Origin of the sequence: Corynebacterium sp. HMSC072A04, assembly GCF_001809235.1 — a bacterium.
GTDB lineage: Bacteria > Actinomycetota > Actinomycetes > Mycobacteriales > Mycobacteriaceae > Corynebacterium > Corynebacterium hiratae.
In genome coordinates, this window is the sequence record NZ_KV796748.1 from 1 (window position 1) to 25,048 (window position 25,048).

Here is a 25,048-nt window from a genome sequence, read left to right on the forward strand (position 1 = left end):
CGTGTCCAAAAACTCCATAGACATCACACTATTAGCTGTTCCACGGTTGTGCTGTTTGTCAGCTCTAGCTTCTCTTTTTCAGCGGGGGAGATCCATTTAATCCCCGATGCCTCTGCCTTATCGATGTCTGCCTTATTGCGGTTCAACCAACTTTCGGCGTCCTTCTTTTCTTTAAAGGTGATCGGTGCTCTGTGCAAAATGCCTTGGTGTTTGAAACTGGCACGCCACCTATTTTTTCCGCGTTGCTCAATTCGCCCCCACGAACGATGGGGCTTATACTTCGGGCCTTTTTCTTTTCGTTTTCGTTCTGCATATTGGGGAACCTTCGGGGAACTCTAGCGCCGTTTTGTGTCATATAATGATGTTAGAAATTACCTAAAATAAATGCAGGTTAAATAGGCATAATGCCAGCTAGGCAAGGGGTAATATTTAGAAACCGATGGAATCCCGTTAGCTCCACCAGTGGCCGTCTCTGTTATGGAGCCGGCCTTTTCCTATGCTGGGAACATGGATGTTTTCACCAAGACCGTGTCCCGTCCTGATCAAGCTGGTGCCGAGGCTGCTGGGTTGAGATGGCTGGCGCAGGCGCATGGCGACGTCGTCGTGGACGTCGCCGAAGTCACCCCCACATCTATTAGCACTCGGCGGGTTGAGCAGTCGCGACCGAGTGCCCTCGCTGCCCGCGCTTTTGGTGCTGCGCTCCGTACGGTCCATGAAGCAGGAGCGCCCGCTTTCGGCGCGCCGCCGGCGGGCTGGGAGGGCGCGAATTTCATTGGACGCGTGGAACAACGCTGCGAACCATGCGAATCCTGGGGCGAGTTCTACGCCGAGCAGCGGGTGTCGCCTTTTATAGGAGGACTGCCTCAAGAGCTACAGGGGATAGTTCGACAAGCATGCGAGGCTATAAAAGCCGTTGAGTGGGACGTGAAACCGGCGCGAATTCATGGCGACCTGTGGGCAGGAAACGTATTGTTTACTGCCTCGTCGGCCGTGATGATCGACCCAGCCGCACACGGCGGACACCCGTGGACGGATTTGGCCATGCTGGAGCTATTTGGCACGCCGTACTATGGCGAGATACTGCGTGGTTATGGGGTGGGGGAGGAGTATCACCAGTGGGTGCCGGTGCATCAACTACACCCGCTGGCGGTTCATTCGATGACGCATGGTCCCGCGTATTATGTACCGCTCGAGCGGGCCGCACGTGCCACGCTCGAAGCGTTGGGCGGATAGTCTTCCTTGTGAGGCGTTAGGCACTAGTGGGTCCTGGCGGCATGGCGCGCTTATGGGCGCCGCGGCGCCAGAGGGTTTCGATGCGCTCGCGGGCGTCGTCAGGCACGTTCTTGCCCTCGAGGTAGTCATCGATGTGGGTGTAGGTGACGCCGAGCGCTTCTTCATCAGAGAGCAATGGGCGGTCATCCTCCAAGTCAGCGGTTGGTACCTTCTTCCACGTGGAATCCGGTGCGCCGAGATGTTTCAGGAGTTGAGCGCCCTGGCGCTTGTTGAGCCCGGCGAGAGGCAGGATGTCGGCAGCGCCATCGCCCCACTTGGTAAAGAAAGCCGTGACGTTTTCGGCGGCATGGTCGCTTCCGATAACGAGTGCGCCGACCTCACCAGCCACCGCATATTGGGCGGACATGCGCAGGCGCGCCTTGAGATTCCCACGGTTGAAATCGTTCAAGTGCTCCGTGTCGAGTGCGGAAGCCACGGCGCCGGCGAGAGCCGCTGTGGCGTCGGCGATGTTGATGGTGAGCCGGTAATCGGGCTGGATGAAATCGAGCGCTACTTGCGCATCGTCCTCGTCCGCTTGCGTGCCGTGGGGAAGACGTACGGCCCAAAAGTGTGCGCCATCGACACGCTCGACGGCCAGCTGGGCCAAGCGGCCGGCAAGGGTAGAATCCTGGCCACCGGAAATACCGAGAACAAAGCCCTGAGCGCCGGTGTTGCGCAGATACGTGGCGAGGAAGTCGACACGGCGTTCAATCTCCTCTGCCGGATCAATGAAAGGTTTCGTCCCTAGCGCAGCGATGATCTCTTGTTGAAGCTCCCTGGATGCTTGTGTCATAGCGACCATGGTAGCCATCACGCGCAGCGGTGGTCCGAGGGTCTGCCAGGTTGGCTCGGGGAAAAATTGGCGTGGCTAGTTCTCGGTGACGTGAGTGTTTTGGTAATGAGGCACTCGTGGGGTAATATTTTTCCTCGTGTCATTGCTGGGTGTCTGCCCAGCTGTGCTTTGAACTAATCAATCGCATCAAGATTGCGCATAACGAAAGGAGCGCCCGATGAAGGTTCGCAAGTCGCTTCGGTCGCTGAAGAAGAAGCCGGGCGCCCAGGTTATTCGCCGCCACGGTAAGGTCTTCGTGATCAACAAGAAGGATCCGCGCTTCAAGGCTCGCCAGGGCTAAGAAACGAGTGTCCTCGGTCCGCCGTCCCCGCATTGTGGGGCGGCGGATTTTTTTATGCCTCCCTTCGCCGGCTGGGATCGGGGGAGGCGTCGCGGGGTGGCCTGCTCCCATTTGTGGACTTTGTCACAAACTGAGTGAATGTTTGGTAAACGTGCAGGGAATATCACCCGTGTAGTTACCGCCGTGGCGGCGGGGGTTGTGGCGGGGTGTCAACATGTGGGGGCGGGCCGAGTTACATCCTGGGAATACCAGCCATGTAACTACTACATATTGTGTCGGTTGCGGGTTGTGGGCACAAAGTATAGTGTCGTTGATGTTGCTCGGGCGGCGGCCCTACATCACCGCTCAGAGCTCGCATGCAGAGCCGCTAAACGCTCTGCTCGTATCGAATTCAACAGTCACTCCGCGTGTAGTGCCGAAGGAAGCTAAAGGAACGTCACATGAGCATCACCCTCTACACCAAGCCAGCCTGTGTCCAGTGCAACGCCACCAAGAAGGCCCTCGACCGTGCTGGCCTCAAATACGAGACGGTGGATATCTCCCTGGATGATGATGCCCGCGACTACGTGATGGCTCTGGGGTACGTCCAAGCACCGGTCGTTGAGGCGCACGGTGAGCACTGGTCCGGCTTCCGTCCTGACCGCATCAAGGCACTCTCTGCGATGGCGGCGAGCGCCTAGGGCAAAACCATGTTGGTCGTGTATTTCTCTTCCGCTACAGAAAACACCCACCGCTTCGTCGAGAAGCTCGGCCTTCCCAACGTCCGCATCCCGCTGCGTCTCAGCGATGAGCCCATCACTGTGAATGAGCCCTACGTCTTGATTTGTCCGACGTATGGGGGAGGGGTATCGATGAGCGGGCGGAACACGCGGCCTGTCCCCAGGCAAGTCATTCGTTTCCTGAATGACGAACACAACCGCAGTTTCATTCGTGCCGTCGTGGCCGGAGGTAACAGCAACTTCGGCAGTGACTTTGGCAAGGCCGGCGAGGTCATCGCAGCCAAGTGTAAGGTTCCTTATGTGTACCGCTTCGAACTTCTCGGAACCGAGGAAGATGTCACAATTTGCCGTGAAGGCCTCTTGGCCAACGCGGCCGCTTTAGGTTTAGCCGCCTAAGGCTTTAATTCCTACCAACCCATCTCTCCATTTCGCCATAGCAAAGAAAGGCCCGTGAACGTCGTGACCACGCAACTGGGTAAGACCGTCGCTGAACCTGTGAAGCCGGAAGAGCAGCTGGACTACCATGCGCTCAACGCCCTGCTGAACCTGTATGACGAGAATGGCAAGATTCAGTTCGACAAGGACCGCGAGGCCGCGAACCAGTTCTTCCTCCAGCACGTCAACCAGAACACAGTCTACTTCCATGACTTGGAAGAAAAGATGCGCTACCTGGTAGAAAACAAGTACTACGAGCCGGGACTGATCGAGCAGTATGACTTTGAGTTCATCAAGTCCCTGTTTAAGCGCGCCTACGCCTTTAAGTTCCGCTTTAAGACCTTCCTGGGTGCCTACAAGTACTACACCTCCTACACGCTGAAGACTTTCGACGGCCGCCGCTACCTCGAGCGCTTCGAGGACCGTGTATCCATGACTGCCTTGTTCTTGGCTGACGGCGACACGAAGCTGGCGGAGCGCCTCGTCGATGAGATCATGACCGGCCGCTTCCAGCCGGCCACCCCGACGTTCCTCAACGCCGGCAAGGCGCAGCGCGGTGAGCTGGTTTCCTGCTTCCTGCTGCGTATTGAGGACAACATGGAGTCGATTGGTCGCTCCATTAACTCTGCTCTGCAGCTGTCCAAGCGCGGCGGCGGCGTCGCTCTGCTGCTGTCTAATATCCGCGAGTCGGGCGCACCCATCAAGCACATCGAGAACCAGTCTTCCGGCGTCATCCCCGTAATGAAGCTGCTCGAGGACTCCTTCTCCTACGCCAACCAGCTGGGTGCTCGTCAGGGTGCTGGTGCGGTCTACCTCAACGCGCATCACCCGGACATCATGAACTTCCTCGACACCAAGCGCGAGAACGCGGATGAGAAGATCCGTATCAAGACTCTCTCGCTCGGCATCGTGATCCCGGATATTACGTTCGAGCTGGCCAAGAACAACGACGACATGTATCTGTTCAGCCCGTACGATGTTGAGCGGGTCTACGGTAAGGCCTTCGGCGATATTTCCGTCACCGAGCACTACGAAGAGATGGTCGAGGATCCGCGTATTCGCAAGAAGAAGATCAACGCTCGTCACTTCTTCCAGACCGTCGCGGAGCTGCAGTTCGAGTCCGGATACCCGTACATCATGTTCGAGGACACCGTGAACCGTGCCAACCCGGTCAAGACTGGGCGCATCAACATGTCGAACCTCTGCTCGGAGATTCTGCAGGTGAACTCCCCGTCGGAGCTCAACGAGGACCTCACCTACAAGACCTTGGGCAGTGACATTTCCTGCAACCTTGGCTCCCTCAACATTGCCGCGACCATGGATTCTCCGGATTTCGCCCTCACGGTGGAAACGGCCATCCGCGGATTGACCGCTGTGGCAGACAAGACCTCCATCAACTCCGTGCCTTCCGTGCGCAAGGGCAACGATGATTCCCACGCCATTGGCCTGGGGCAGATGAACCTGCACGGTTATCTCGGTCGCGAGCACATCGAGTACGGCTCGGAGGAAGGCCTCGATTTCACCAACGCCTACTTTGCGGCCATCATGTATGCCGCGCTGCGCGCATCTAACAAGCTGGCGCGTGAACGCGGCGAATACTTCACGGAGTTCCCGGAATCTGAATACGCGAGCGGCGAATTCTTCGACCGCTACGATCCGGCCGACTTTGCTCCCCGCACGGAGAAGGTCAAGGAACTCTTCGCTAAGTCGTCCATCCACACCCCGTCGGTAGAGGAGTGGGCGGAGCTGAAGGCGGACGTCGCCAAGCATGGCATTTACAACCGCAACCTGCAGGCGGTGCCGCCGACCGGCTCGATCTCCTACATCAATAACTCAACCTCCTCGATTCACCCGATTGCGTCGAAGATTGAGATCCGCAAGGAAGGCAAGATCGGCCGCGTCTACTACCCGGCGCCGCACATGGACAACGACAACCTGGAGTACTTCAAGGACTCCTACGAGATCGGCTACGAGAAGATCATCGATACCTACGCCGAGGCCACGAAGTATGTTGACCAAGGTCTGTCGCTGACGCTGTTCTTCAAGGACACCGCTACTACCCGCGATATCAACCGCGCCCAGATTTACGCTTGGCGCAAGGGCATTAAGACCCTTTACTACATCCGCCTGCGCCAGATGGCTCTGGAAGGTACTGAGATTGAGGGCTGCGTTTCCTGCATGCTCTAACCCTTATTCGCACGCGCCTCAAGCAAGATGGCGCGTGCGATTTTTTCTGCCTCAGGTGAGTCGCCGCGGTTGATGGCTTCTGCCAAATCGAGATGAAGTTGGGCGGTACCGGCCGTCGGGTTTCGCTTGCGGGAACCATAGAGCGAACGCCCGCGCACCATGGAGAGCAGGTAGGGGCTCAGCGCTGAGAACATCTCATTGCCTGAGGCGTGGAGGACCATGGCGTGGAAGCGCAGATCTGTGGCGAGGTGCTCGCCGACGCGCCGCGTGGGCGTGACCTGGAGGCGCTGGGCCAGCTCCAGAATCTCTTCCTTATCTTCAGGGGAGGCGTGCTGTGCGGCTAAGCCCGCGGCGACAGGCTCGATGGCAAGGCGCAGATCATTAAGGGAGGTGCGCTGGCTATCGCGCGCTTTCTCCGAGCCCAGGCGCCACGAAATGATGGCGGGATCGTAGACCGCCCATTCGCTGATGGGGAGCACCGTAATGCCGACGCGGCGCGAGGAAGAGACCATTCCCAGTTGCTCCAGTGCGCGCATGGCTTCGCGCGCCACGGTTCGGGAAATGCCGAAGCGTTCGCAGAGGTCGTTGAGCGTAAAACGTTCACCGGCGGGGAGGGCGCCACTGACGATATCAGTGCCCAACGCGTCCAAAACGGTGCTGAGTAGGGGAGTGGAGGGTTCAGTCATTCCATCGAAACTCGGGGTCGTGGGAGTAGGGCTTAAGTATAAAACACGCAGGAATTTTGGCCCCTAGTTTTACCGGGTACGATGGCACCAGACTCACAAATTACTAGTAAGACGAGGTGACGTGCGTGTCTCACGAGTACGACGATTACATCGCCAGCCACGAGGCTCCGGTGAAGGCAATCAACTGGAACACCATTCCAGATGAGAAGGATCTTGAGGTGTGGGATCGTCTAACCGGCAACTTCTGGCTCCCAGAGAAGGTCCCGGTGTCCAACGACATCCAGAGCTGGAAGACGCTCACGGAGAAGGAACAGGAGACCACCATGCGCGTCTTCGCTGGCCTGACGTTGCTCGACACTATCCAGGGCACCGTGGGTGCGGTATCGCTGCTTCCCGACGCCGTCACGCCCCACGAAGAGGCCGTCTACACCAACATCGCCTTCATGGAGTCGGTGCACGCGAAGTCCTACTCCAATATCTTCATGACGCTAGCGTCGACCCCGATGATCAACGATGCTTTCCGCTGGTCTGAGGAAAATGAGAACCTGCAGCGCAAGGCCAAGATTGTTATGTCCTATTACCAGGGTGACAATCCGCTGAAGAAGAAGGTCGCCTCCACGCTGCTGGAGTCCTTCCTCTTCTACTCCGGTTTCTTCCTGCCGATGCACTTCTCTTCGCGCGCGAAGCTGACGAACACCGCGGATATCATTCGCCTCATCATCCGCGATGAGGCCGTCCACGGCTATTACATCGGCTACAAGTTCCAGCAGGGGTACAAGAAGCTGTCGGGGCCGGAGCAGGAGGAAATGAAGGGCTATGCCTTCGACCTGCTCTACGACCTCTACGAGAACGAGATCGACTACACCGAGGATCTGTATGACGAGCTGGGCTGGACCGAAGATGTGAAGCGCTTCCTTCGCTACAACGCCAACAAGGCTCTGAACAACCTCGGCTTCGAGGGGCTGTTCCCGGCTGATGAGACCCGCGTGTCTCCGGCCATCCTGTCCTCGCTGTCCCCGAACGCGGACGAGAACCACGACTTCTTCTCCGGCTCCGGCTCCTCCTATGTCATTGGTAAGGCGGAGGAAACGACCGATGATGACTGGGACTTCTAGCTAGTTCCTCGCATTTACCTGTCGCCGTACCGCACCTTCTGGCAGGGATCATCCGAAAGGTTGATTCTTTCAGGGGGTGCGTTTTCGGGTTTTGGGGGACGACACCCCCGCGTTGCTGTGTTCTAGATCACCGTATGCTAGGGCGTAGTGTGGGCAGTTGGCCACGTACATGGCGTTATCTGCTCCAAACGGGGTTAGCAAGGTTGGCGGAAAATAACAGAGCGCTGGAAATTCGGCCCTGAGGTGGCCTAATATAATGCGAGTAAACCTAGGTGTTTGACCACTGAGTGTGTGGCGCGAGAAAACGCGTGATGCCGATGTGGTTAAGCACTTGTTCTTCAGGAGGATTTTATGACCGCTGTGGCGCCACGGCTCGACGATTACGTCGCGCCTACACGTCCAGAGCCGACTGGTAACGCAAAGACCGGTTCCAAGGCTTGGATGATGCTAACCACCACCGACCACAAGCAGCTGGGCATCATGTACATGATCATGTCCTTCAGCTTCTTCTTCCTCGGTGGATTCATGGCTCTGCTGCTTCGCGCTGAGCTTTTCACCCCAGGACTGCAGTTCCTGTCCAACGAGCAGTTCAACCAGCTGTTCACCATGCACGGCACTGTCATGCTGCTGCTGTTTGCTACACCAGTGGTGTGGGCATTCGGTAACTACGTTATGCCCCTGCAGATTGGCGCACCGGACGTGGCCTTCCCGCGTCTGAACGCCTTCGGCTTCTGGATTACCCTGACCGGCGGCATTGTTATGCTCGCGGGCTTCTTGACCCCGGGCGGCGCTGCTGACTTCGGCTGGACCATGTACATGCCGCTGGCTGATTCCGTCCACACCCCGGGCATCGGCGCGGACATGTGGATCGTTGGTGTGGGTGCTACCGGTGTCGGTACCATTGCTTCCGCCATCAACATGATCACCACGATTCTCACCCTGCGTGCGCCGGGCATGACCATGTTCCGTCTGCCGGTTTTCACCTGGGCTATCTTTACCGCTTCCATCATCGTGCTGATGATCTTCCCGCTGCTGACTGCTGCGGCTCTGGGTGTTCTGTATGACCGCAAGCTGGGCGGCCACATCTATGACTCTGCCAACGGCGGCGCCATCCTGTGGCAGCACCTCTTCTGGTTCTTCGGCCACCCAGAGGTCTACGTCCTCGCACTGCCGTTCTTCGGCATTATCTCTGAGATTGTCCCGGTCTTCTCCCGTAAGCCGGTCTTCGGCTACATCGGCCTCGTCTTCGCCCTGCTGGCCATTGGTGCTCTGTCCATGGCTGTGTGGGCACACCACATGTTCGTGACTGGCGCCATCCTGCTGCCGTTCTTCTCCTTTATGACCTTCCTGATTGCGGTTCCGACCGGCGTGAAGTTCTTCAACTGGGTCGGCACCATGTGGAAGGGCCACATCACCTGGGATACCCCGATGATCTTCGCCATGGGCTTCCTGACCACCTTCCTCTTCGGTGGTATGACCGGTATTATGCTGGCCTCCCCGGCGTTGGACTTCCACCTCGCAGAGTCCTACTTCCTTATCGCTCACTTCCACTACACCCTGTTCGGTACCGTGGTCTTCTCCGCCTTCGGTGGTCTGTACTTCTGGTTCCCGAAGATGACCGGCCGCATGTTGGATGAGCGTCTGGGCAAGATCCACTTCTGGCTGACCTTCATCGGCTTCCACGGCACCTTCCTGGTTCAGCACTGGGTGGGCAACATGGGTATGCCGCGTCGTTACGCCGACTACCTGGAGTCTGATGGCTTCACGGTCTTCAACCAGATTTCCACCATCTTCTCCTTCGTCCTGGGCGCTTCGGTTATCCCGCTGGTCTGGAACGTCTTCAAGTCCTGGCGCTACGGCGAGATCGTCACCGTGGACGATCCGTGGGGCTACGGCAACTCCCTCGAGTGGGCTACCTCCTGCCCGCCGCCGCGCCACAACTTCGTGTCCCTGCCGCGCATCCGTTCTGAGCGCCCGGCCTTCGAGCTGCACTACCCGCACATGGTTAAGCGCATGCGCGAGGAAGCACACGTCGGGCACTAAGCACTCACTAGCTGAGTACTCCTGAAAACGCCGCCACCCCATCACAGCGATGGGGTGGCGGCGTTTGCCGTTGGTGGAGATTCCAGGATCGCGGTGTGCGATAATGAGGCCCGTGGATAATCAAAGTGAACAAGTTTTCGCCGTTGTCACCGCCTCAGGTCCCGACAAACCAGGCGTGTCTGCCGCCTTCTTCCGCGTTCTTAGCTCCCATAACGTCGAGCTTGTCGACGCCGAACAGGCCATCTTCTCCGGCCGCATCTCCCTCTCTGCGTACATCCGTGTCAGCGCCTCGCGTCTGGAGGCCATGGAGCAGGGGCTGCGCAACACGTTGAGCATCTATGCGCAGTCCATCACCGTGGAGCCCCGGGAGGAGGAAGCCACCTCCCGCCCGCGCTCGACACACGTCGTCGTGGTGCTGGGCCGTCAAGTCAACGCAAGCCACATGTCGGCGATTGCCAAAGAGTTGGCCAACCTCGATGTCAACATCGACCGCATCCGCGGCCTGTCCACGTACCCGCTCAACGGCCTGGAGCTCTACATCACGATCGATGGCTCCTCTGACCCTGTTCGCGCCATGTTGGCCCGCTTGGCCACGGAGCAGGGCGTGGACATCGCCATCGAGCGCTCCGGCCTGCAACGCCGCTCAAAGCGGCTTATTTGCTTTGACTGCGATTCCACCCTCATCACCGGCGAGGTTATCGAGATGTTGGCCGCCCACGCCGGCAAGGAGGCAGAGGTTGCCGCCGTGACGGAGCGCGCTATGCGCGGTGAGCTGGACTTCGAAGAGTCTCTCCGCGAGCGCGTCGCCGCCTTGGCCGGGTTGCCGGAAACGGTGATTAAGGAAACCGCCAACGATATTCGTCTGACTCCAGGCGTGCGCACCACCATCCGCACGCTCAAGCGCATGGGCTACCGCGTTGCGGTGGTGTCTGGCGGCTTCATTCAGGTCCTCGAGGATCTAGCTAAAGAGCTCGACCTCGACTACGTGCGCGCCAATACCCTCGAGATCGAGGACGGCAAGCTCACCGGCCGGGTCATCGGGGACGTCGTGGACCGTAAGGCCAAGGAGATGTTCCTGCGCGAATTTGCTGCGGATTCGGGCCTGAGCATGCGGCAGACCGTGGCGGTTGGTGACGGTGCCAACGATATCGACATGATCTCCGCTGCCGGCTTGGGCATCGCCTTCAACGCCAAACCCGCGCTGCGAGAGGTTGCGGATACCTCGGTCAACCATCCGTACATGGATGAAATCCTGCAAATCCTGGGTATCCCCATGGAGGAAGTTGCCAGTGAATAACCTCCGCGAGGCCCACCGTCGCCTCGTGGCCGCGTGCAGCGAGCGCAGCTGGCGGGAGGATCCCGAGGACCCCAACAAGCCCGAGACCATCCAGGCGATGCAGATAGCGCTCAACCTGCCCAAGCAAGACACACCCACGCGCACGGAGGTGTTGGAGGCAGCGGCGCGGGGCGTGGTCAAGCTCTGCCTCGACGATCGGGCCGGGCAGGATGGGGCCTTCGCCGAGGCCTTGGGGCAGTGGTACGGCCACCGCATCCGCAAGGTGGCCCGCCGGGCGCGCAACAAGGCGTGGCGCGATGTACAGGCTCTGCCTGGGGTCACTGTCAATGACCGCGCGCGTGTCTTCGTCCCCTCGGCGGTACAGGATGTGCACCCGCTCGTCGCCAAGCTGCAGATCGGCCATACTGATCTCCCGCAGGATGAGCCGGGCCCCGCGCTTGCCGACGCCCCCGTGATCTACATCGACTCATCCCTTGCCATGAGCGCCGGAAAGGCTGCGGCGCAAGTGGGGCATGGTTCAATGCTGCTGGCTGCGGCAATAAGCTTCAAGGAAGTAGAGGACTGGGCAGCGCGGGACTTTTCGCTTTCCGTGCGCGAACTCGGCACTGCGGACTTTGCAGCGGCATGCGCTCGCCCCGGTGCTGTTGTGGTGCACGACGCCGGCTTCACCGAAGTTGCCCCAGACTCAGCTACGGTCTGCGCGCTGCGCCGCCCCTAACGGGCTTCGACTAGGCGCTGGAGAGCCCCGCGCACGACGTGCGGGTCGCTCGTGGGCCACATCTGTGGCATCGAGGCCCTCAAGTAGGAGCCATAGCGCTTGGTTACTAAGCGGTTATCCAGTACTGCGACGACGCCGCGGTCGTTAGCAGAGCGCAGCAAACGGCCCGCGCCTTGGGCCATAAGCAATGCAGCATGCGTGGCGGAGACTTCCATGAAGCCGTTGCGCCCGGCGGCCTTCGCGGCCTCGGTGCGAGCCTGCATGAGGGGGTTATCCGGGCGGGGGAAGGGAATGCGGTCGATGAGGACCAGGGAACAAGCAGGACCCGGTACGTCGACGCCCTGCCAAAGGGTTAGCGTGCCGAAAAGACAGGAGTTTTCGTTCTTCGTGAACTTGTCCACGAGAGCGCCGATGGAGTCCTCGCCCTGGAGGTAGATATCGAAGGGGAGCGTGGGCTTGAGTTCCTCGGCTGCCTGCTGCGCGGCTCGCCGCGAGGAGAAGAGCCCGAGCGTGCGCCCGCCCGCAGCCATGATGAGCTCGCGGATCTCCTTGAGCGTCTCGGGGCTGAGGCCGTCACGGCCCGGCTGCGGTAGGTGCGACGCGGTATATAAGATGCCACTGCGCGCGGGGTCGAAAGGATAACCCACATCAAGGCTGTCCCACGTGCCCTTCGGCAGGCCCCATTGTGCGGCCATGGCGTCGAAGCGCCCGCCCAATGCCAGGGTGGCGGAGGTCAGCACCACGGTTTGTTCGCCGAAGAGCTTTTCGTGCAGCATGCCAGCGATGGACAGAGGGGCTACGGCTAGGGTGTCGTTCAGCGTGCGCTCATCGCGCTCCAGCCAGACTACGTCGGCATGTGCGGCGGGGTCACCGGTAGCGAAAACGTCAAGGATGCGAGCGATGGCTTCGACGAGGCTAGCGAGGTGATTGGTCAGGTTCTGGCGCTCCGCAGATTTTTCCGGGTCTTGGGACTGTTCGCCCTCGGGTGCGCGGGCGATGGTGTCGCGGCAGTCGGCCAGCGTGTCCGCCACGCTCATGAGTTGCTGTTTGGCTTCCTCTGGCAAGTCGGTCCAGCGGCCTGGCGCGAATTCTCCGAGGAGTTGACTCAGCTCGTTGGCCTGCTCAGCGAGGCGTTGGTCCTTGCCGTTGGCGCCGAGAGACTTGGCGCGGCTGGCCGCCATCTTCAGCGCGCGCCCGGTGATTTCGGCGGTAGAAACCGAGGTGATGCGGCCATCTAGCTCGTGGGCCTCATCGATGATGACGACATCGTGTTCCGGCAGGATATTGATGTCTGCTACTGCGTCGATGGCGAGCAGGGCGTGGTTGGTGACGACGATATCGACGTCGGCCGCGCGGCGCCGTGCGAGCTCCGCGAAGCAGTCTTCGCCGTGCGGGCAGCGCGTGGCACCGAGGCACTCGTTCGAGGTGACCGATACCTGCCGCCACGCTAAGTCTGGCACGCCCGGTTCCAAGTCCTCGCGGTCACCAGTCTCGGTGTCTTCCGCCCACTCGTAGACGCGCTGGACGTGGCGGCCGAGGTGGGAAACAGCGTCTTCGTCGAGCAAGGCGTCCTCGTCCTCAAGCTCAGCGGCGCGGGAGACTTTGTTGAGGCAGACGTAGTTGGAGCGGCCCTTCATGATGGCGAAGGTCGGCTTCTTTTCTAGGTGCGGCTCGAGGGCCTCGGCCAGACGTGGAAGGTCCCGCTCCACCAGCTGGCGTTGGAGCGCCAGCGTGGCGGTGGAGACGATGACGGTGTGACCGGTTTCCTGTGCGTGGCGGAAGGCAGGCACAAGGTAGGCCAAGGACTTACCTGTGCCTGTTCCTGCCTGCACGGCGAGGTGGCGCTCTTTCTCCAACGCAGTGGTCACGGCCGTCGCCATGCGCACCTGGCCGGGGCGCCGCGAGCCACCGAGGGCGGAGACTGCGGCGTCAAGGAGGTCAACCGTTGTGTCCTGCATTGGTGCCAGTGTAGTCGGTCTTCCCGCGCGTACTTCCTAAGCGTCGAAGCCGATAAAGCGGGTGGGAACCGCGGGCTCATCGCGGGTGAGTGCGAGGCCCTCCCACGGCAGGGTGGTGATGGCTTGGGCCAGGTACTCGCGGGATTCCTCGAGGGTAGGCAGGTTGTCGAGGATCTCGCCGTCGCGCATCAGCGGCACCGTCATCTCGCGGGTGCGCAGCGTCCCGGTCTCTGGGTTCTCGGAGGAGAAGGGGAGCACGAGCTCCTCGACGGCCACCCCGGAGGAGCGGTAGGTGCGCAGGGCGCGCTTTGACCCGCCCTGCGACTTCTTCGAGGAGGAACGCTTGGCCACTGGATGGCCATCGACCTCGACGACCTTGTAGACCATCCCAGCAGTCGGGGCGCCCGAGCCGGTGACCACCGAGGTGCCCACGCCGTAGACGTCGACGGGATCGCCGCGCAGACCGGCGATGGCGAACTCATCCAGGTCGGAGGAGACCACGATCTTGGTGTTGTGGTTGCCCAAATCATCGAGCTGCTTGCGCACACGGCGGGTGACCGCGGCCAAATCGCCGGAATCGATCCGCACGCCGCCCAGCTCGGGTCCGGCCACCTTGACGGCGGTTTCCACGCCCTTGGTGATGTCATAGGTATCCACCAACAGGGTCGTATCCACGCCGAGAGTTTCGATCTGCCCGCGGAAGGCGGCCTCCTCGTTCGGGGTGCCGTCCTCGTTGACGTGTGCCAGCGTCCACGCGTGCGCCGCTGTACCGGAGACCGGAATGTCATAGCGGTAGCCGGCCTCCAAGTTGGAGGTGGCCTGGAAGCCAGCCAGATAGGCGGCGCGGGCAGCAGTCACCGCGGCGTATTCGTGCGTGCGGCGCGAGCCCATCTCAATGATGGGACGGCCGTCCGCGGCAACCACCATGCGGGAGGCCGCGGAGGCCACCGCGGAATCGGAATTCATGATGGAGAGGATCACGGTTTCCAGGATGAGACATTCACCGAAGGTGCCGCGCACGGTCAGCAGTGGCGAGTTGGGGAAGTACAGCTCGCCTTCCCGGTAGCCATCGATCTGCCCGGAGAAACGGTAATTGGCCAGGTATTCCTTGGTTGGAGCATCCAGGAAGTCCATCTCCGCCAGTTGCTGGGCGGTGAAACGGAAGTCCCGGACTGCGCGAAGAACGCGTTCGGTGCCGGCAACAACGCCGTAGCGCCGTTCGTTGGGAAGGCGGCGGGCAAAAACTTCGCAGGCTACCTGGCGGTGCGCGGAGCCATCGCGCAGCGCCGCTTGCAGCATGGTCAGCTCGTACTTATCGGTAAGAAGGGCCGTGGAACGATCTGCAGGGTCGTTTCCGGCATCCCGGACGTTATCTGAGGTAGTAGTCACATCGAAGATGCTACTCAGGGCGTCCTAAAAAATCAGCTGTTCTATTCCTCAAGCTGAATGACGACGTACACCTCGCCGTCGTTATAAGCCACGCCAACGGCCGCGGTGGTCATCCGGCGATCCCGCAGGGCGGCCACGTGGTCGGGGGAGGCCCGGAAGGCCTCGACGAATTCATATGCGCTGGCCTTGTCCACGGGCAGGTGGTGCTGAACCATCTGCACATTTTCTTCCGATGGCTCTTGCGTCTTGGTCACCGCGTTGCACTCTGCCTTTTCGCGGGCTGCGGTTTGGCGGTCGATCCACGGCACCAATGGGGCCTGGCCGTCTTCCTTACGCCAGGTGTTGAGCGCACCTATCAGCTCCTCTTGGATGGTGTTGAGCTGGCGTTGGACGGAAACGTCGGGAAGCTCGTAGTCGCACGCCTCCGACGTCGGGGGTTCCGCATCCGTCGAGCTGCCGTCGTCGGAGGGGTTGGTCAGACTCAACACGGCAGCCACGAGCGTGCCGCCGAGAACGAGCACGGTGAGCACGCGCTGCAGGAGGAGCACGACATCCTCCTTCGCCGGTTGGCGTCCCGCGAGAATGTCAACAACGGCTGGGGGAAGGGAGAAAGAATTCATTGATGCCACCTGGAAACGATAATCAGGTTAAGGGTCGCTGACAGTATAACTGCTCGCGACGCGGAGAATTTTAGCTAGTGTAGAGGGCATGAAAGCGCACAACGAAACGTCCGCGGGCGTGGTGATGAGTTCACCCATGGCCACCCCGGAGCTGGATGAGGCGATTGACGTCGACGTCGCCACGAGCGAAAACCTGCCGTGGATGTGCATTGTCTGGGATGATCCAGTCAACCTGATGAGCTACGTCTCCTACGTGTTCCAGACCGTTTTAGGCTATGACAAGAAGCGAGCCAACGAGCTGATGATGCAGGTCCATACCGAAGGTAAGGCAGCCGTGTCCTCGGGTGAACGCGACAAAGTCGAAGCCGACGTGAAGAAGCTGCAGGTCGCGGGCCTCTGGGCCACAATGCAGCAGGCAGGGTAGGTTATGCAGGCTTGGAAGAAGAAAAAGTCCTTCATGCGCGGCGCCAAGTACACGGCTGTTTTCGAGCCGATGGAGCGCGAAGTCTTGGGTGACCTCACCGCGACGGTGTCCGAGGCCATCATCGCTCGCGCGCAGTCGGCGCCGAAGGATGAGCTGGCGGACATGCTCGACATGCCCACCGGCCACACCGAAGCCCCCGAAGACCCGTCGCTGGCCCGCCTCTTTCCGGACTTCAAGAAGCCGGGGGATGAGGAATTCGATGGAGACAATTCCCTCATGCGCTCGCTCCACGAGAACGACATCGCGCGCGCCAAGCTGGAGAACCTGCAGGTTATTAACACCGCGCTGGGGCCGACTGGCGGGGTAGAGGTAGCCATTAGTGAGGAAGAGGCGCATGCCTTCCTCGCGGGGCTTAATGATCTGCGCCTCTATATCGCCGCCGGGGACGTGCCGGAGGATACCCCTGGGGCGGACCGCGATACGCTCGTGGAATGGCTGGCGTTCTGCCAGGATTCGCTGCTCGACGTTCTCATGGACTAGCACCGTGCGCACACTTCCCGACATGGGCTTTTCCGTCGGCCACGTCACACGTGAGGACACCGGCGTCACCGTCATCTACTGCGGCGAGCAGGGGGCCGTGGCCGGTGTCGACGTGCGGGGCGGCGGTCCAGGCACGCGCGAGACGGATCTTTTAGAGCCACACAACACGGTTGAGCGCGTTCATGCGTTTCTTCTGGCAGGCGGCTCGGCCTTTGGGCTGGCCGCTGCGGATGGCGTCATGCGCGGGCTGGAGGAGGCAGGGATTGGCTTCCCCGTCTTTGGGGAGGAGATCCCCGGCCCGCGCGTTCCTATCGTCCCGGGCGCGGTCATCTTCGACCTGCTCGCCGGACCGCAGCGTCCCTCGGCGGCAGACGGCGAGGCGGCTCTACGCGCCGCGTTGGCAGGACACGACGCCACGAGTGGCAGCGTGGGTGCGGGCACCGGAGCCTGTGCCGGCAAGGTGCGGGGTGGGGTGGGCACCGCGCTTGTCGACGTCTCCCCCTTCTCCGTCGCCGCCGTCGTCGTGGCCAACCCGGTAGGCCAGGTGATTGATGCTGAGACCGGGCGCTTGTTTGGCGCACCGGGTGCACCAGCCGTCGACGTTGAGCGGTTTGCCGCGGCCCGCAGCTTGGCCGAGTCATTCGCGGAATCCTCGCGGCTTAATACCACCATTGGTGCGGTGTTGACCGATGCTCCTTTAAGCAAGGCCCAGACCAAGCGCCTGGCCCTCGCGGGCCACGATGGCATCGCTCGCGCTGTGCGCCCAGCGCATTCCCCGCTGGATGGGGATACGCTGTTTGCTGCCGCCTCGGGAGTCCGCTCAGCGGAGAAGGGCATCGGCCCGGCGGAGTTGGCGTCGTTAAGCGCAGCTGCTGCCGATGCCGTGGAGGCAGCCATCGTTGACGCCGTGGTGAGTGCAAGCCCAGGGCTGGGTTTGGAGGCGTATTCCTCGCTGCGGGCTTGCTAGAGTTGGAGGCATTATGACGACGAGTGGACCCTTTGGCCAGCAGCATTCGCATGAGCCTAACCCCTTCCAACCCCGCCCCGCTGCCGCGGGACAGGGACAGCAGCCCCTCCTTAATACAGGCGATTCGAAGAATTACACGCGGGCCGGCCGCCTCAAAACAGCCGCGTCTCTCACAGTGGGATTCCTCGCCGTCGAGTGGATCATCCACATCATTAACTTCCTGTTCTTTGGAAGCGAGCTGGGGCAGTACGGCATTCATCCGCTGGACTTCAACGGCATCTGGGGGATTTTCACCGCGCCGCTGCTCCACGCGAACTTCGAGCACCTCATCGGAAACTCGTTGCCTGGTGCGATCTTTTGTTTCCTGATTGGCTTGTCGGGCCGCAAGGCATGGTGGGAGGTCACCATCATCGTGGTGCTCATCGCCGGCGTGGGCACGTGGCTGCTGGGCGGGCCTGGGACCTCGCATATCGGTGCCTCGGGCATGGTGTACGGCTGGTTGGCTTACCTTATCGTCCGGGGAATCTTCAACCGTTCCCTGGGCCAATTTCTCGTCGGCGTGGGGCTGGGTTTTGCCTATTCCGGTCTTATCTGGGGCGTGTTGCCTATCTATGAAGGAGTCAGCTGGCAGGGGCACCTTTTCGGCGCCATCGGTGGCATCGTCGCGGGAATGGTGATCACCTCAGATGACCCGATTAAGAAGGTCAAGCCCGCGCCTCGGGGAGCGATGCGTTAATGCCTGACGCAACCTCTCCGATCGGGATTTTTGATTCGGGTGTGGGCGGCCTGACCGTCGCTCGCACGATCATCGAGCAGCTTCCTGACGAATCCATCATCTACATCGGCGATACCGCCCATACCCCCTATGGCCCGCGGCCCATCGCCGAGGTGAGGGAGCTGTCCACCGCCATCGCCGACGAGTTGGTGGAGCGCGGCTGCAAGATGCTGGTGATCGCCTGCAACACCGCCACGGCCGCTTTCCTACACGATGCCCGCGAGCGCTATGCCATTCCGGTCGTGGAGGTCATCCGCCCGGCCGTGCGCCGCGCCATCGCCACCACCCGCAACGGCAAGATCGGCGTGATTGGTACGAAGGGAACCATTAACTCCGGGGCCTACCAGGATTTGTTCGCCGTCAACCCGAATGTTGAGTGCACGGCCGTGGCGTGCCCGGACTTCGTGAGTTTCATTGAGCGCGGCATTACCGCCGGGCGTCAGATTCTTGGTGTGGCCGAGGGCTACCTCGCGCCGCTGCAGTCGGCGGGCGTCGACACGCTCGTTCTTGGCTGCACACACTACCCGCTGCTCACAGGCGTCATCCAGCTCGCTATTGGGGATAACGTCACCTTGGTGTCCTCGGCGGAGGAGACTGCGAAGGATGTCCTGCGCATCCTCACCAACACAGACATGCTGGCCCCAGTAGGGCAGGTACCCACACGTAGTTTCGAGTCCACTGGCGACCACGCCACCTTCGAGCGTTTAGCCGCGCGCTTCCTGGGGCCCAAGATTTAGAGCGGGTGAGGATGTACAATCGACCCAAATCCCGCATCCCCCATTGTTTCGTGGAACTATTGAACGCATGAAGCTGACCATCCTAGGCTGTTCCGGCTCGGTGCCCACTGTGGGTAATCCGGCCTCTGGCTATCTCTTGTCTTTCCCCTCTGCTCCGTCCATCATCATGGATTTGGGCCCGGGTACGCTTGCACGCCTGCAGGAACTCCAGGATCCGTGCGATGCACACGTGGCGTTAACTCATCTCCATGCCGATCACTGCCTGGATTTTCCGTCTTTGATGGTGTGGCGTCGCTTCCACCCAACAGCCCCTGCAGCCTCCCGCAATTTCTGCCTCGGGCCGTCGACGACTGAGACCCACCTGGGCCGGCTGTCCTCGGATACTCCGGACGGGGTGGATGATATGAGCGATACGTTTGCGTTCAGCCCGTGGGTGGATCGGGAACGCCAGCTTGTCGACGATGTCTATATCACCCCCTTCCGCACAGTTCACCCGGTAGAGACATACGCTTTGCGGGTTGAGCACACCAAGACCAGCGCCACCCTGTGCTATTCCGCGGATTCGGCCTATACGCCCGCACTCGTTGAAGCTGCCCAGGGCGTGGATGTTTTCCTCTGTGAGGCCGCATGGGGCGAGACCTCGGAGGACAAGGCCCCGGACATGCACATGTCGGGGGCAGAAGCTGGCCGCTTGGCGCGCGAGGCGGGGGTCAAGAAGCTTGTGCTCGTTCACCTGCAGCCCTGGGGTGATGCCGCCGCCACCTATGCCGCAGCTGCCCGTGAGTTCGACGGTGAGATTGTCGTCGGTGCTGCTGGGATGGAGCTCGACTTTTAGCACGCGCGGTAGGGTAGGGGCATGACTGATTTCACTCGTGCCGATGGTCGCGCGCTCGACCAACTTCGTAGCGTTCGTATTACCCGCAACTTCACCACTAATCCGGCTGGTTCGGTCTTGGTGGAGTTCGGCAACACCCGAGTCATGTGTACGGCTTCCGTGGAATTCGGGGTGCCGCGCTTTAAGAAGGACTCCGGCGAAGGCTGGCTGACTGCTGAGTACGCGATGTTGCCTGCGGCCACCCACGACCGCATGCCGCGCGAGTCGATGAAGGGCAAGGTCAAGGGACGTACCCACGAGATCTCCCGCCTGGTGGGCCGCAGCCTGCGCGCCGCCGTCGACTTGTCCGAGCTGGGGGAGAACACCATCCAGCTGGATTGCGATGTGCTGCAGGCCGATGGTGGTACCCGCACGGCGTCGATTACTGGCGCGTATGTGGCGCTGGCTGATGCGATTGCCTACCTCAAGGAGGAGGGCGTCGTCCCGGGCGAGCCGCTGCTGGATCCGATCGCTGCTGTCTCCGTTGGCATCATCGATGGTCACGTGTGCTTGGACCTGCCCTATGAGGAGGATTCCCGCGCGGAGGTTGATCTCAACGTGGTGATGCAGGAAGGCGGGGACTTTGTCGAGATTCAGGGCACCGGTGAGCACGGTCTGTTTGGCCGCGCGGAGCTCAACGACATGTTGGACGTTGCCCAAGCCGGCTGCGCCCAGCTTATCGACGCTCAAAAGGCGGCCCTCGGATGGTAAAACTCCTCGTCGCTTCGAATAACGCCAAGAAGCTCAAGGAGCTGGAGAAGATTCTCGCTGATGCCGGCATTGAGGGCATCGAGCTGCTCCCGCTGTCTGCGGTGGAGACCTACCCGGAGCCTGTGGAGGATGGCCGCACCTTTGCCGATAACGCGCTGATCAAGGCGCGCGCCGGGGTGCAGCACACCGGTTTGGCAACGATTGCGGATGATTCCGGCCTCGCGGTGGAAGAACTCAACGGCATGCCGGGCGTGCTCTCTGCCCGGTGGTCGGGCGGCCACGGCGACGATGAAGCCAATAACCGCCTGCTGCTGGGGCAGATGTCACACGTGCCCGCCGAGCGCCGCGCGGCCGCCTTCGTGTCGGTCTGCGCGCTGGTGACCCCGGATGGGCAGGAACATGTGGTGGAAGGCCGTTGGCCAGGCTCCTTGCTTAGCACCCCACAGGGAGAAAATGGTTTTGGCTACGATCCTCTCTTCCAGCCCGAGGGCGAAACCCGTTCCGCCGCGCAGATGTCTCCAGAGGAGAAGAACGCAGTCTCGCACCGCGGGCGCGCGCTGGCGCAGCTGCGCGAACCCCTAGCAGCCCTCGCCGGCCAAGCCTAAGTATCCGCCAAACCATTACCGCAAGCCCGGCATCCGCAAGCCCGGCATCCGCGAGCTGGGCTGGCTTGCCGGGCGCTGTGACGACAAGACCCCGCACGGAAACCGTGCGGGGTCTGAATATGTGCGCCCGGTGAGACTTGAACTCACACGTCGTAAGACACTAGAACCTAAATCTAGCGCGTCTGCCAATTCCGCCACGGGCGCGGGTTTAGTCACTGCGGAGCACTCTTTGCTCTGCGCAACGGTCACTAGCCTACAGGGCGGCAGGCCATAGACGGAAATCCACTTTTCTGGGCGTGGTGGGTAGGCTGTTGAGAGTGAGCACCAACCCAGCACCGAAAAAGCGGATGAAGGTTCGATGGTGGCACATCGTCATCATCGTGCTCTTCGTCGTGCTCTTTTTGTTCCTTGCTTATTGGCAATGGACGCGGTTCCGCTCCGGTTCGGGAACCTTCCAGAACTTGGGATACGCCTTCCAATGGCCGCTGTTCGCGGTATTTGTTGTGTACGCTTACCGCACTGCCATGCGCTACGAGAATGAGCGAATCGATGCCGAGAACGAAGCCCTCGAACGGGGAGAAGAGCCTGCTCAGTATGAGGCAGAGAGCGTGCGCGCGGCCAAGGAGCACACCGCGACTAAAATCGACGAAGATTTCCTACCGCCTCGCCCGCAGATTGATGTGGACACCTTCAACGCTATGAACAAGCAGCGCCGCCGTCGCGGCACTGAAGAGGAGTATTAATGAGCAACTCAGTCAACAACGCTGTCCATCCTGACCGTCAGGCGCGTATCCGTGGCCCGCTGAAGTTCTTTTCCATTGCCGCCACTATCACCGGTATTTTCCTTCTCATTCTCGTCGCGCGCATGATCCTGCAATACGGCGTGGGGATGGAGATGCCATCCTGGGCTACGCTCATCGCCCAAGCGCATGGCGTGGCCTACATGGTCTACCTCGTGTCCATCCTGGTCCTTGGTCCGCGTGCCATGTGGCCGGTAAGCAAGCTTTTCACCACGGCGCTTGCCGGTGTTGTTCCATTCCTGTCCTTCTGGATGGAGCACAAGCGCCGCACTGAAGTTGTTGAGCAGTTCCAGCTGTAGGTAGGTATGACGAGCCGCAAACTGAGCACCACACTTATCGCGATTGTGGTGCTTCTTTCACTCGCTTGCGCTGGCTTGGGTGTGTATGCCGTACGCCAGCCGCACGAGGTTTATACCGCGCCGGTGCAGTCAACCAACACGCAGGTCGTTAAGGCTGTCCAGCGCGAAGAGCAGGTGGTCTTGCTCAGCCTGGGTATCCAGGGGCTGGCGGAGAAATCTTCCGTGGGTCAGGTCTTAGGCGTGAAGGTTCCGTGGACTAGCCGAACACAATTTGTGCAGTATTCCTATAAAGCCAAGCTCGGTATCGAAGGCAAGGACGTTCGCGTCACTGAGACCGGCGAGCATGCCTACACTGTCCACATCCCGGACTTCATCTTCATTGGGCATTCCGATGAAGAGTTTAAGACCGCCGTGGAAAACAACGGCGTGCTCAGCTGGACCACCCAGCCGATCGACGCCGCATCTACAGTGTCGGATGTCCTCAGCGCCGATAAGAAGCGCGAGGACATCGACGACAACCGCGAGCTCCTGCAGGACCAAGCTCGCAATTTCTATGAGGGCATCATCCGTGGCGTTGACCCCGAGGCCCAGGTCACCATGGAGTTCAGCTAGTCCTCACGTCGAGTGTCCCCCGTACGTGGAATGAACTATGTTCATTCCACCTCCGTGAACTTGCGGTCCCAGTAAGCTCGCACCGGGTTAGCGTCCGCAAGGAGGATATCGAAGCGGTCATTGGCAATCTCGATGATTTCGCTCAAGACCACGCGCTGCTCCAGCTCATCCGAGTTGGACAAGCGGCGCACGCCCGCATCGATTACGCGGTCGGCCGAGTCGTTGGTATCCAGGTATGCCACAAAGGGCATGTCGAAACGCTCGCGGTAGGCCTGTGAGACGTCGATAAGCTGCTGCGTTTGTACGTCATCGAGGTCATCCAGGGCCAGGGAACCGCGGTCGGCGGAGATGGTGGCGGCCGTGTCGGAATCGGCCAGCAGCAGCTCATCCATCGCGGGGTAGTCGTGGATCAGTGCACGGCGCTGGTCGCTCGGAGAGGTAAGCACCGTGACCTGGATAGCCTCGCGCAGCTGGCTGACGTCCTGGAAGGGGCGCAGCTCCCAGGCGGCTTCGAGCGGCCAGGTTTCGTTGTTGAAGAGCGGGCGCAGAGCGCTGACGAAGCTCTCGCGGTCCATCTCGTTGAGCTCCTTGAGAGAGACGCCGGCGCCGTCAAGGCGGCTGACATCATCGCCGGACTGCGAGCCGACGTGGAAGAAGAGCAAGTTGAGCAGGATTGCGGTGATAGCGCCGATGGACATTCCGGAGGAGACAAAGATCTGCGCCCACTCCGGGAACGCGGTGGCCACATCCGGCTTGAAGGTGACGAACATGGCCAGCCCCAGCGCGGTGGTAACGATGGCGGCGTTGCGTCCGTCGGCGATGTCTTCCTTCGCAATGGTCTGCAGGCCGGCCCAGGCAACGTTGGCGAATAGTGCGAGGGAGGCGCCGCCGAGCACCGGGGAGGGGATAGCCGCCACGATGGCTGCGGCCTTGGGCAGCAGGCCCAGGATGATCATGAAGCCCGCTGCTGACACCGCGACCCAGCGGGACTTCACACCGGTGAGGCGGACGAGGCCGACGTTCTGCGCAAAGCAGGTATAGGGGAAGGAGTTCATCACGCCACCAAGGGTGGTGGAGAGGCCATCGGCGCGAATGGCACGCACAACGTCATCGCGCTTGATGCGCTTCTTCACAATCTCACCGGTAGCGAAGACATCGCCGGTGGTTTCCACCATGGTGATGATCATGACGATGATGAGGGAGAGAATCGCCATGATGTCGAACTTCGGCATACCGAAGTAGAAGGGCGTCGTCATGCCGATGGCATCAGCCTCACGCACGCCGTCAAAGGAGGTATCGCCCAACACGAAGGCCATGCCGGTGCCAATGACCAAACCAAGCAACACCGACAGCGTGCCCAGGAAGCCGCGGAAGAAACGCTGCACAACAATGATGATGGCCAGCGTGCCGAAACCATAGAGCAGATCGCGCGCGGCCGGGACCCCGTCAGCGTAATTGACAAAGTCATTTGCTGAGACCGCCAGCAGCGACGTACCCATGACCAGAAGCACGGTGCCGGTGACAATCGGCGGGAAGTACTTGAGCACGCGTCCAAAGACCGGCGCGGCGAAGAAGGTAAAGATACCGGCAGCAATAATCGCACCATAGATCGTGGGCAGTGGCTGGTCACCAGCGCTCATGCCGATGGCAATGATGGGGCTGACCGCCGTGGTGGTTACGCCCTGGATGATGGGCAGCCGGACGCCGATGTGCTTGCCGACGCCCACCGCTTGGATCAACGTCGCCAGACCACAGGTCAACAAGTCAGCGTTGATGAGGTGAATCGTGGTGGCTTCATCGAGGCCCAAGGAACCAGCGATGAGCAGCGGCACGATGACCGCGCCCGCGTAGAAAGCGAGAACGTGCTGAAGTCCGAGCGCTGCCAGCTTGGGCGCTGGCGGGACAACATCAACGGGATGGGTTGGGGTGGTGGCAGGGCTAGCGGTAGCGGCGGTGTCAGACACGCAAAGAGCTCCTTGCTGAAGGGCGAGACGAGGATACTGCGCATAACAATAGAGCGCGGCGCGGACAGGCACCAAGAACTCGCCTGGAAGGTGTGGGAAAGGCCACGTCAGGGGGTGATTTACCCCCGCATCCAACCGTACGGTCGTTACCTATGAGAGAGCTGACCA

The 25,048-nt window shown here is 60.9% G+C and carries 27 protein-coding genes and 1 tRNA gene; 21 read left to right on the plus strand and 7 right to left on the minus strand.

The features are described from left to right. Together HMPREF2565_RS14025 and HMPREF2565_RS02035 are read left to right on the plus strand one after the other, a co-directional pair. Positions 1–339 (plus strand): hypothetical protein (locus HMPREF2565_RS14025; RefSeq protein ID WP_210385869.1); only part of this gene is annotated, 339 nt, incomplete at its 5' end. A 168-nt stretch (positions 340–507) separates the two neighbouring features. After that, positions 508–1,233: a fructosamine kinase family protein gene (locus HMPREF2565_RS02035; protein ID WP_175973587.1), complete on the plus strand. Its 726-nt coding sequence runs from the start codon at positions 508–510 to the stop codon at positions 1,231–1,233. 16 nt (positions 1,234–1,249) lie between these two features. Here HMPREF2565_RS02035 and nadE read toward each other — a convergent pair whose 3' ends face one another. Next, positions 1,250–2,065, minus strand: a complete 816-nt coding sequence (nadE, locus tag HMPREF2565_RS02040; RefSeq protein ID WP_371326146.1) for an ammonia-dependent NAD(+) synthetase — start codon at positions 2,063–2,065, stop codon at positions 1,250–1,252. Between the two features lie 217 nt (positions 2,066–2,282). Between nadE and ykgO the strand changes: the two genes are divergently transcribed. The 4 genes from ykgO to nrdE all read left to right on the plus strand — a co-directional run bounded on the left by ykgO (position 2,283) and on the right by nrdE (position 5,746). Further along, a complete protein-coding gene (gene ykgO, locus HMPREF2565_RS02045) occupies positions 2,283–2,405 on the plus strand; it encodes a type B 50S ribosomal protein L36 (protein ID WP_003847162.1) in 123 nt (40 codons plus the stop codon). A gap of 440 nt (positions 2,406–2,845) precedes the next feature. Continuing rightward, entirely contained in the window at positions 2,846–3,085 is a 240-nt protein-coding gene (nrdH, locus tag HMPREF2565_RS02050) for a glutaredoxin-like protein NrdH (protein WP_046647387.1), read from the plus strand. 9 nt (positions 3,086–3,094) lie between these two features. After that, complete coding sequence (gene nrdI, locus HMPREF2565_RS02055; protein ID WP_070509778.1) at positions 3,095–3,520, plus strand: class Ib ribonucleoside-diphosphate reductase assembly flavoprotein NrdI; 426 nt, start codon at positions 3,095–3,097, stop codon at positions 3,518–3,520. Between the two features lie 63 nt (positions 3,521–3,583). Then, positions 3,584–5,746: a class 1b ribonucleoside-diphosphate reductase subunit alpha gene (nrdE, locus tag HMPREF2565_RS02060; RefSeq protein WP_070509791.1), complete on the plus strand. Its 2,163-nt coding sequence runs from the start codon at positions 3,584–3,586 to the stop codon at positions 5,744–5,746. On the opposite strand, the gene HMPREF2565_RS02065 is transcribed toward nrdE, so the two are convergent. Beyond that, on the minus strand, positions 5,743–6,432 hold the full coding sequence (locus tag HMPREF2565_RS02065; protein ID WP_070509775.1) for a FadR/GntR family transcriptional regulator: 690 nt from the start codon (positions 6,430–6,432) through the stop codon (positions 5,743–5,745). The genes nrdE and HMPREF2565_RS02065 overlap by 4 nt on opposite strands. A gap of 125 nt (positions 6,433–6,557) precedes the next feature. Between HMPREF2565_RS02065 and nrdF the strand changes: the two genes are divergently transcribed. The 4 genes from nrdF to HMPREF2565_RS02085 all read left to right on the plus strand — a co-directional run bounded on the left by nrdF (position 6,558) and on the right by HMPREF2565_RS02085 (position 11,605). After that, positions 6,558–7,547: a class 1b ribonucleoside-diphosphate reductase subunit beta gene (nrdF, locus tag HMPREF2565_RS02070; RefSeq protein ID WP_046647383.1), complete on the plus strand. Its 990-nt coding sequence runs from the start codon at positions 6,558–6,560 to the stop codon at positions 7,545–7,547. Positions 7,548–7,898: 351 nt separating this feature from the next. Beyond that, positions 7,899–9,590, plus strand: a complete 1,692-nt coding sequence (ctaD, locus tag HMPREF2565_RS02075) for an aa3-type cytochrome oxidase subunit I (protein WP_070509772.1) — start codon at positions 7,899–7,901, stop codon at positions 9,588–9,590. A gap of 103 nt (positions 9,591–9,693) precedes the next feature. Further along, positions 9,694–10,887 (plus strand): phosphoserine phosphatase SerB, encoded by a 1,194-nt coding sequence (gene serB / locus HMPREF2565_RS02080; protein ID WP_070821857.1) that lies wholly within the window; start codon positions 9,694–9,696, stop codon positions 10,885–10,887. Beyond that, complete coding sequence (locus HMPREF2565_RS02085; RefSeq protein ID WP_070821856.1) at positions 10,880–11,605, plus strand: peptidyl-tRNA hydrolase; 726 nt, start codon at positions 10,880–10,882, stop codon at positions 11,603–11,605. The genes serB and HMPREF2565_RS02085 overlap by 8 nt, the downstream gene beginning before the upstream one ends. On the opposite strand, the gene HMPREF2565_RS02090 is transcribed toward HMPREF2565_RS02085, so the two are convergent. Genes HMPREF2565_RS02090 through HMPREF2565_RS02100 form a run of 3 tightly spaced genes read right to left on the minus strand, consistent with a single transcriptional unit; the run spans position 11,602 to position 15,572 of the window. After that, complete coding sequence (locus HMPREF2565_RS02090) at positions 11,602–13,563, minus strand: ATP-dependent DNA helicase (RefSeq protein WP_070821855.1); 1,962 nt, start codon at positions 13,561–13,563, stop codon at positions 11,602–11,604. The genes HMPREF2565_RS02085 and HMPREF2565_RS02090 overlap by 4 nt on opposite strands. A 36-nt stretch (positions 13,564–13,599) precedes the next feature. Next, the gene (locus HMPREF2565_RS02095; protein WP_082254414.1) at positions 13,600–14,952 is read right to left on the minus strand and encodes a nicotinate phosphoribosyltransferase; all 1,353 of its coding nucleotides are present in this window, start codon (positions 14,950–14,952) and stop codon (positions 13,600–13,602) included. A gap of 41 nt (positions 14,953–14,993) precedes the next feature. Further along, a complete protein-coding gene (locus tag HMPREF2565_RS02100) occupies positions 14,994–15,572 on the minus strand; it encodes a spore germination YkwD domain-containing protein (RefSeq protein ID WP_052750511.1) in 579 nt (192 codons plus the stop codon). Positions 15,573–15,660: 88 nt separating this feature from the next. On the opposite strand from HMPREF2565_RS02100, the gene clpS reads away from it, so the two are divergent. The 8 genes from clpS (at position 15,661) to rdgB (ending at position 21,205) form a co-directional block, all read left to right on the plus strand. Beyond that, the gene (gene clpS / locus HMPREF2565_RS02105) at positions 15,661–15,996 is read left to right on the plus strand and encodes an ATP-dependent Clp protease adapter ClpS (RefSeq protein WP_049155733.1); all 336 of its coding nucleotides are present in this window, start codon (positions 15,661–15,663) and stop codon (positions 15,994–15,996) included. Positions 15,997–15,999: 3 nt separating this feature from the next. Further along, complete coding sequence (locus tag HMPREF2565_RS02110; protein ID WP_046647374.1) at positions 16,000–16,536, plus strand: DUF2017 domain-containing protein; 537 nt, start codon at positions 16,000–16,002, stop codon at positions 16,534–16,536. 22 nt (positions 16,537–16,558) lie between these two features. Beyond that, positions 16,559–17,503, plus strand: coding sequence for a P1 family peptidase (locus HMPREF2565_RS02115; RefSeq protein ID WP_046647373.1), 945 nt, complete (start codon positions 16,559–16,561; stop codon positions 17,501–17,503). Between the two features lie 13 nt (positions 17,504–17,516). Beyond that, on the plus strand, positions 17,517–18,239 hold the full coding sequence (locus HMPREF2565_RS02120) for a rhomboid family intramembrane serine protease (protein WP_246819105.1): 723 nt from the start codon (positions 17,517–17,519) through the stop codon (positions 18,237–18,239). Then, positions 18,239–19,015 carry a glutamate racemase gene (gene murI, locus HMPREF2565_RS02125; protein ID WP_071406807.1) on the plus strand — a complete coding sequence of 259 codons (777 nt, stop codon included), beginning with the start codon at positions 18,239–18,241 and terminating at the stop codon, positions 19,013–19,015. Before HMPREF2565_RS02120 ends, murI begins: the two co-directional genes overlap by 1 nt. Before the next feature lie 67 nt (positions 19,016–19,082). Further along, entirely contained in the window at positions 19,083–19,850 is a 768-nt protein-coding gene (locus HMPREF2565_RS02130; RefSeq protein ID WP_071406808.1) for an MBL fold metallo-hydrolase, read from the plus strand. A 21-nt stretch (positions 19,851–19,871) separates the two neighbouring features. After that, positions 19,872–20,600, plus strand: a complete 729-nt coding sequence (rph, locus tag HMPREF2565_RS02135) for a ribonuclease PH (protein WP_046647369.1) — start codon at positions 19,872–19,874, stop codon at positions 20,598–20,600. After that, complete coding sequence (rdgB, locus tag HMPREF2565_RS02140) at positions 20,594–21,205, plus strand: RdgB/HAM1 family non-canonical purine NTP pyrophosphatase (RefSeq protein ID WP_070754694.1); 612 nt, start codon at positions 20,594–20,596, stop codon at positions 21,203–21,205. The genes rph and rdgB overlap by 7 nt, the downstream gene beginning before the upstream one ends. A gap of 122 nt (positions 21,206–21,327) precedes the next feature. On the opposite strand, the gene HMPREF2565_RS02145 is transcribed toward rdgB, so the two are convergent. Continuing rightward, positions 21,328–21,409 (minus strand) — tRNA-Leu (locus tag HMPREF2565_RS02145). Between the two features lie 143 nt (positions 21,410–21,552). Here HMPREF2565_RS02145 and HMPREF2565_RS02150 point away from each other — a divergent pair. Genes HMPREF2565_RS02150 through HMPREF2565_RS02160 form a run of 3 tightly spaced genes read left to right on the plus strand, consistent with a single transcriptional unit; the run spans position 21,553 to position 22,916 of the window. Then, a complete protein-coding gene (locus HMPREF2565_RS02150; RefSeq protein WP_049155743.1) occupies positions 21,553–21,948 on the plus strand; it encodes an SURF1 family protein in 396 nt (131 codons plus the stop codon). Then, positions 21,948–22,304, plus strand: coding sequence for a DUF3817 domain-containing protein (locus tag HMPREF2565_RS02155; RefSeq protein ID WP_070443384.1), 357 nt, complete (start codon positions 21,948–21,950; stop codon positions 22,302–22,304). The genes HMPREF2565_RS02150 and HMPREF2565_RS02155 overlap by 1 nt, the downstream gene beginning before the upstream one ends. A 6-nt stretch (positions 22,305–22,310) precedes the next feature. Beyond that, positions 22,311–22,916 (plus strand): hypothetical protein, encoded by a 606-nt coding sequence (locus HMPREF2565_RS02160; RefSeq protein ID WP_070546629.1) that lies wholly within the window; start codon positions 22,311–22,313, stop codon positions 22,914–22,916. A 41-nt stretch (positions 22,917–22,957) separates the two neighbouring features. Here the strand turns inward: HMPREF2565_RS02160 and HMPREF2565_RS02165 are convergent, their stop codons facing one another. Further along, positions 22,958–24,880 (minus strand): solute carrier family 23 protein, encoded by a 1,923-nt coding sequence (locus HMPREF2565_RS02165; protein WP_071406809.1) that lies wholly within the window; start codon positions 24,878–24,880, stop codon positions 22,958–22,960. Between the last annotated feature and the right edge of the window lie 168 nt (positions 24,881–25,048).

Coding starts and splice junctions, on each gene's coding strand:
- HMPREF2565_RS02035 (WP_175973587.1), top strand. CDS start 508: ATGGATGTTTTCACCAAGACCGTGTCCCGTCCTGATCAAGCTGGTGCC.
- nadE (WP_371326146.1), bottom strand. CDS start 2,065: ATGACACAAGCATCCAGGGAGCTTCAACAAGAGATCATCGCTGCGCTA.
- ykgO (WP_003847162.1), top strand. CDS start 2,283: ATGAAGGTTCGCAAGTCGCTTCGGTCGCTGAAGAAGAAGCCGGGCGCC.
- nrdH (WP_046647387.1), top strand. CDS start 2,846: ATGAGCATCACCCTCTACACCAAGCCAGCCTGTGTCCAGTGCAACGCC.
- nrdI (WP_070509778.1), top strand. CDS start 3,095: ATGTTGGTCGTGTATTTCTCTTCCGCTACAGAAAACACCCACCGCTTC.
- HMPREF2565_RS02065 (WP_070509775.1), bottom strand. CDS start 6,432: ATGACTGAACCCTCCACTCCCCTACTCAGCACCGTTTTGGACGCGTTG.
- ctaD (WP_070509772.1), top strand. CDS start 7,899: ATGACCGCTGTGGCGCCACGGCTCGACGATTACGTCGCGCCTACACGT.
- serB (WP_070821857.1), top strand. CDS start 9,694: ATGAGGCCCGTGGATAATCAAAGTGAACAAGTTTTCGCCGTTGTCACC.
- HMPREF2565_RS02090 (WP_070821855.1), bottom strand. CDS start 13,563: ATGCAGGACACAACGGTTGACCTCCTTGACGCCGCAGTCTCCGCCCTC.
- HMPREF2565_RS02100 (WP_052750511.1), bottom strand. CDS start 15,572: ATGAATTCTTTCTCCCTTCCCCCAGCCGTTGTTGACATTCTCGCGGGA.
- clpS (WP_049155733.1), top strand. CDS start 15,661: ATGAAAGCGCACAACGAAACGTCCGCGGGCGTGGTGATGAGTTCACCC.
- HMPREF2565_RS02110 (WP_046647374.1), top strand. CDS start 16,000: ATGCAGGCTTGGAAGAAGAAAAAGTCCTTCATGCGCGGCGCCAAGTAC.
- HMPREF2565_RS02115 (WP_046647373.1), top strand. CDS start 16,559: ATGGGCTTTTCCGTCGGCCACGTCACACGTGAGGACACCGGCGTCACC.
- HMPREF2565_RS02120 (WP_246819105.1), top strand. CDS start 17,517: ATGACGACGAGTGGACCCTTTGGCCAGCAGCATTCGCATGAGCCTAAC.
- murI (WP_071406807.1), top strand. CDS start 18,239: ATGCCTGACGCAACCTCTCCGATCGGGATTTTTGATTCGGGTGTGGGC.
- HMPREF2565_RS02130 (WP_071406808.1), top strand. CDS start 19,083: ATGAAGCTGACCATCCTAGGCTGTTCCGGCTCGGTGCCCACTGTGGGT.
- rph (WP_046647369.1), top strand. CDS start 19,872: ATGACTGATTTCACTCGTGCCGATGGTCGCGCGCTCGACCAACTTCGT.
- rdgB (WP_070754694.1), top strand. CDS start 20,594: ATGGTAAAACTCCTCGTCGCTTCGAATAACGCCAAGAAGCTCAAGGAG.
- HMPREF2565_RS02150 (WP_049155743.1), top strand. CDS start 21,553: ATGAAGGTTCGATGGTGGCACATCGTCATCATCGTGCTCTTCGTCGTG.
- HMPREF2565_RS02155 (WP_070443384.1), top strand. CDS start 21,948: ATGAGCAACTCAGTCAACAACGCTGTCCATCCTGACCGTCAGGCGCGT.
- HMPREF2565_RS02160 (WP_070546629.1), top strand. CDS start 22,311: ATGACGAGCCGCAAACTGAGCACCACACTTATCGCGATTGTGGTGCTT.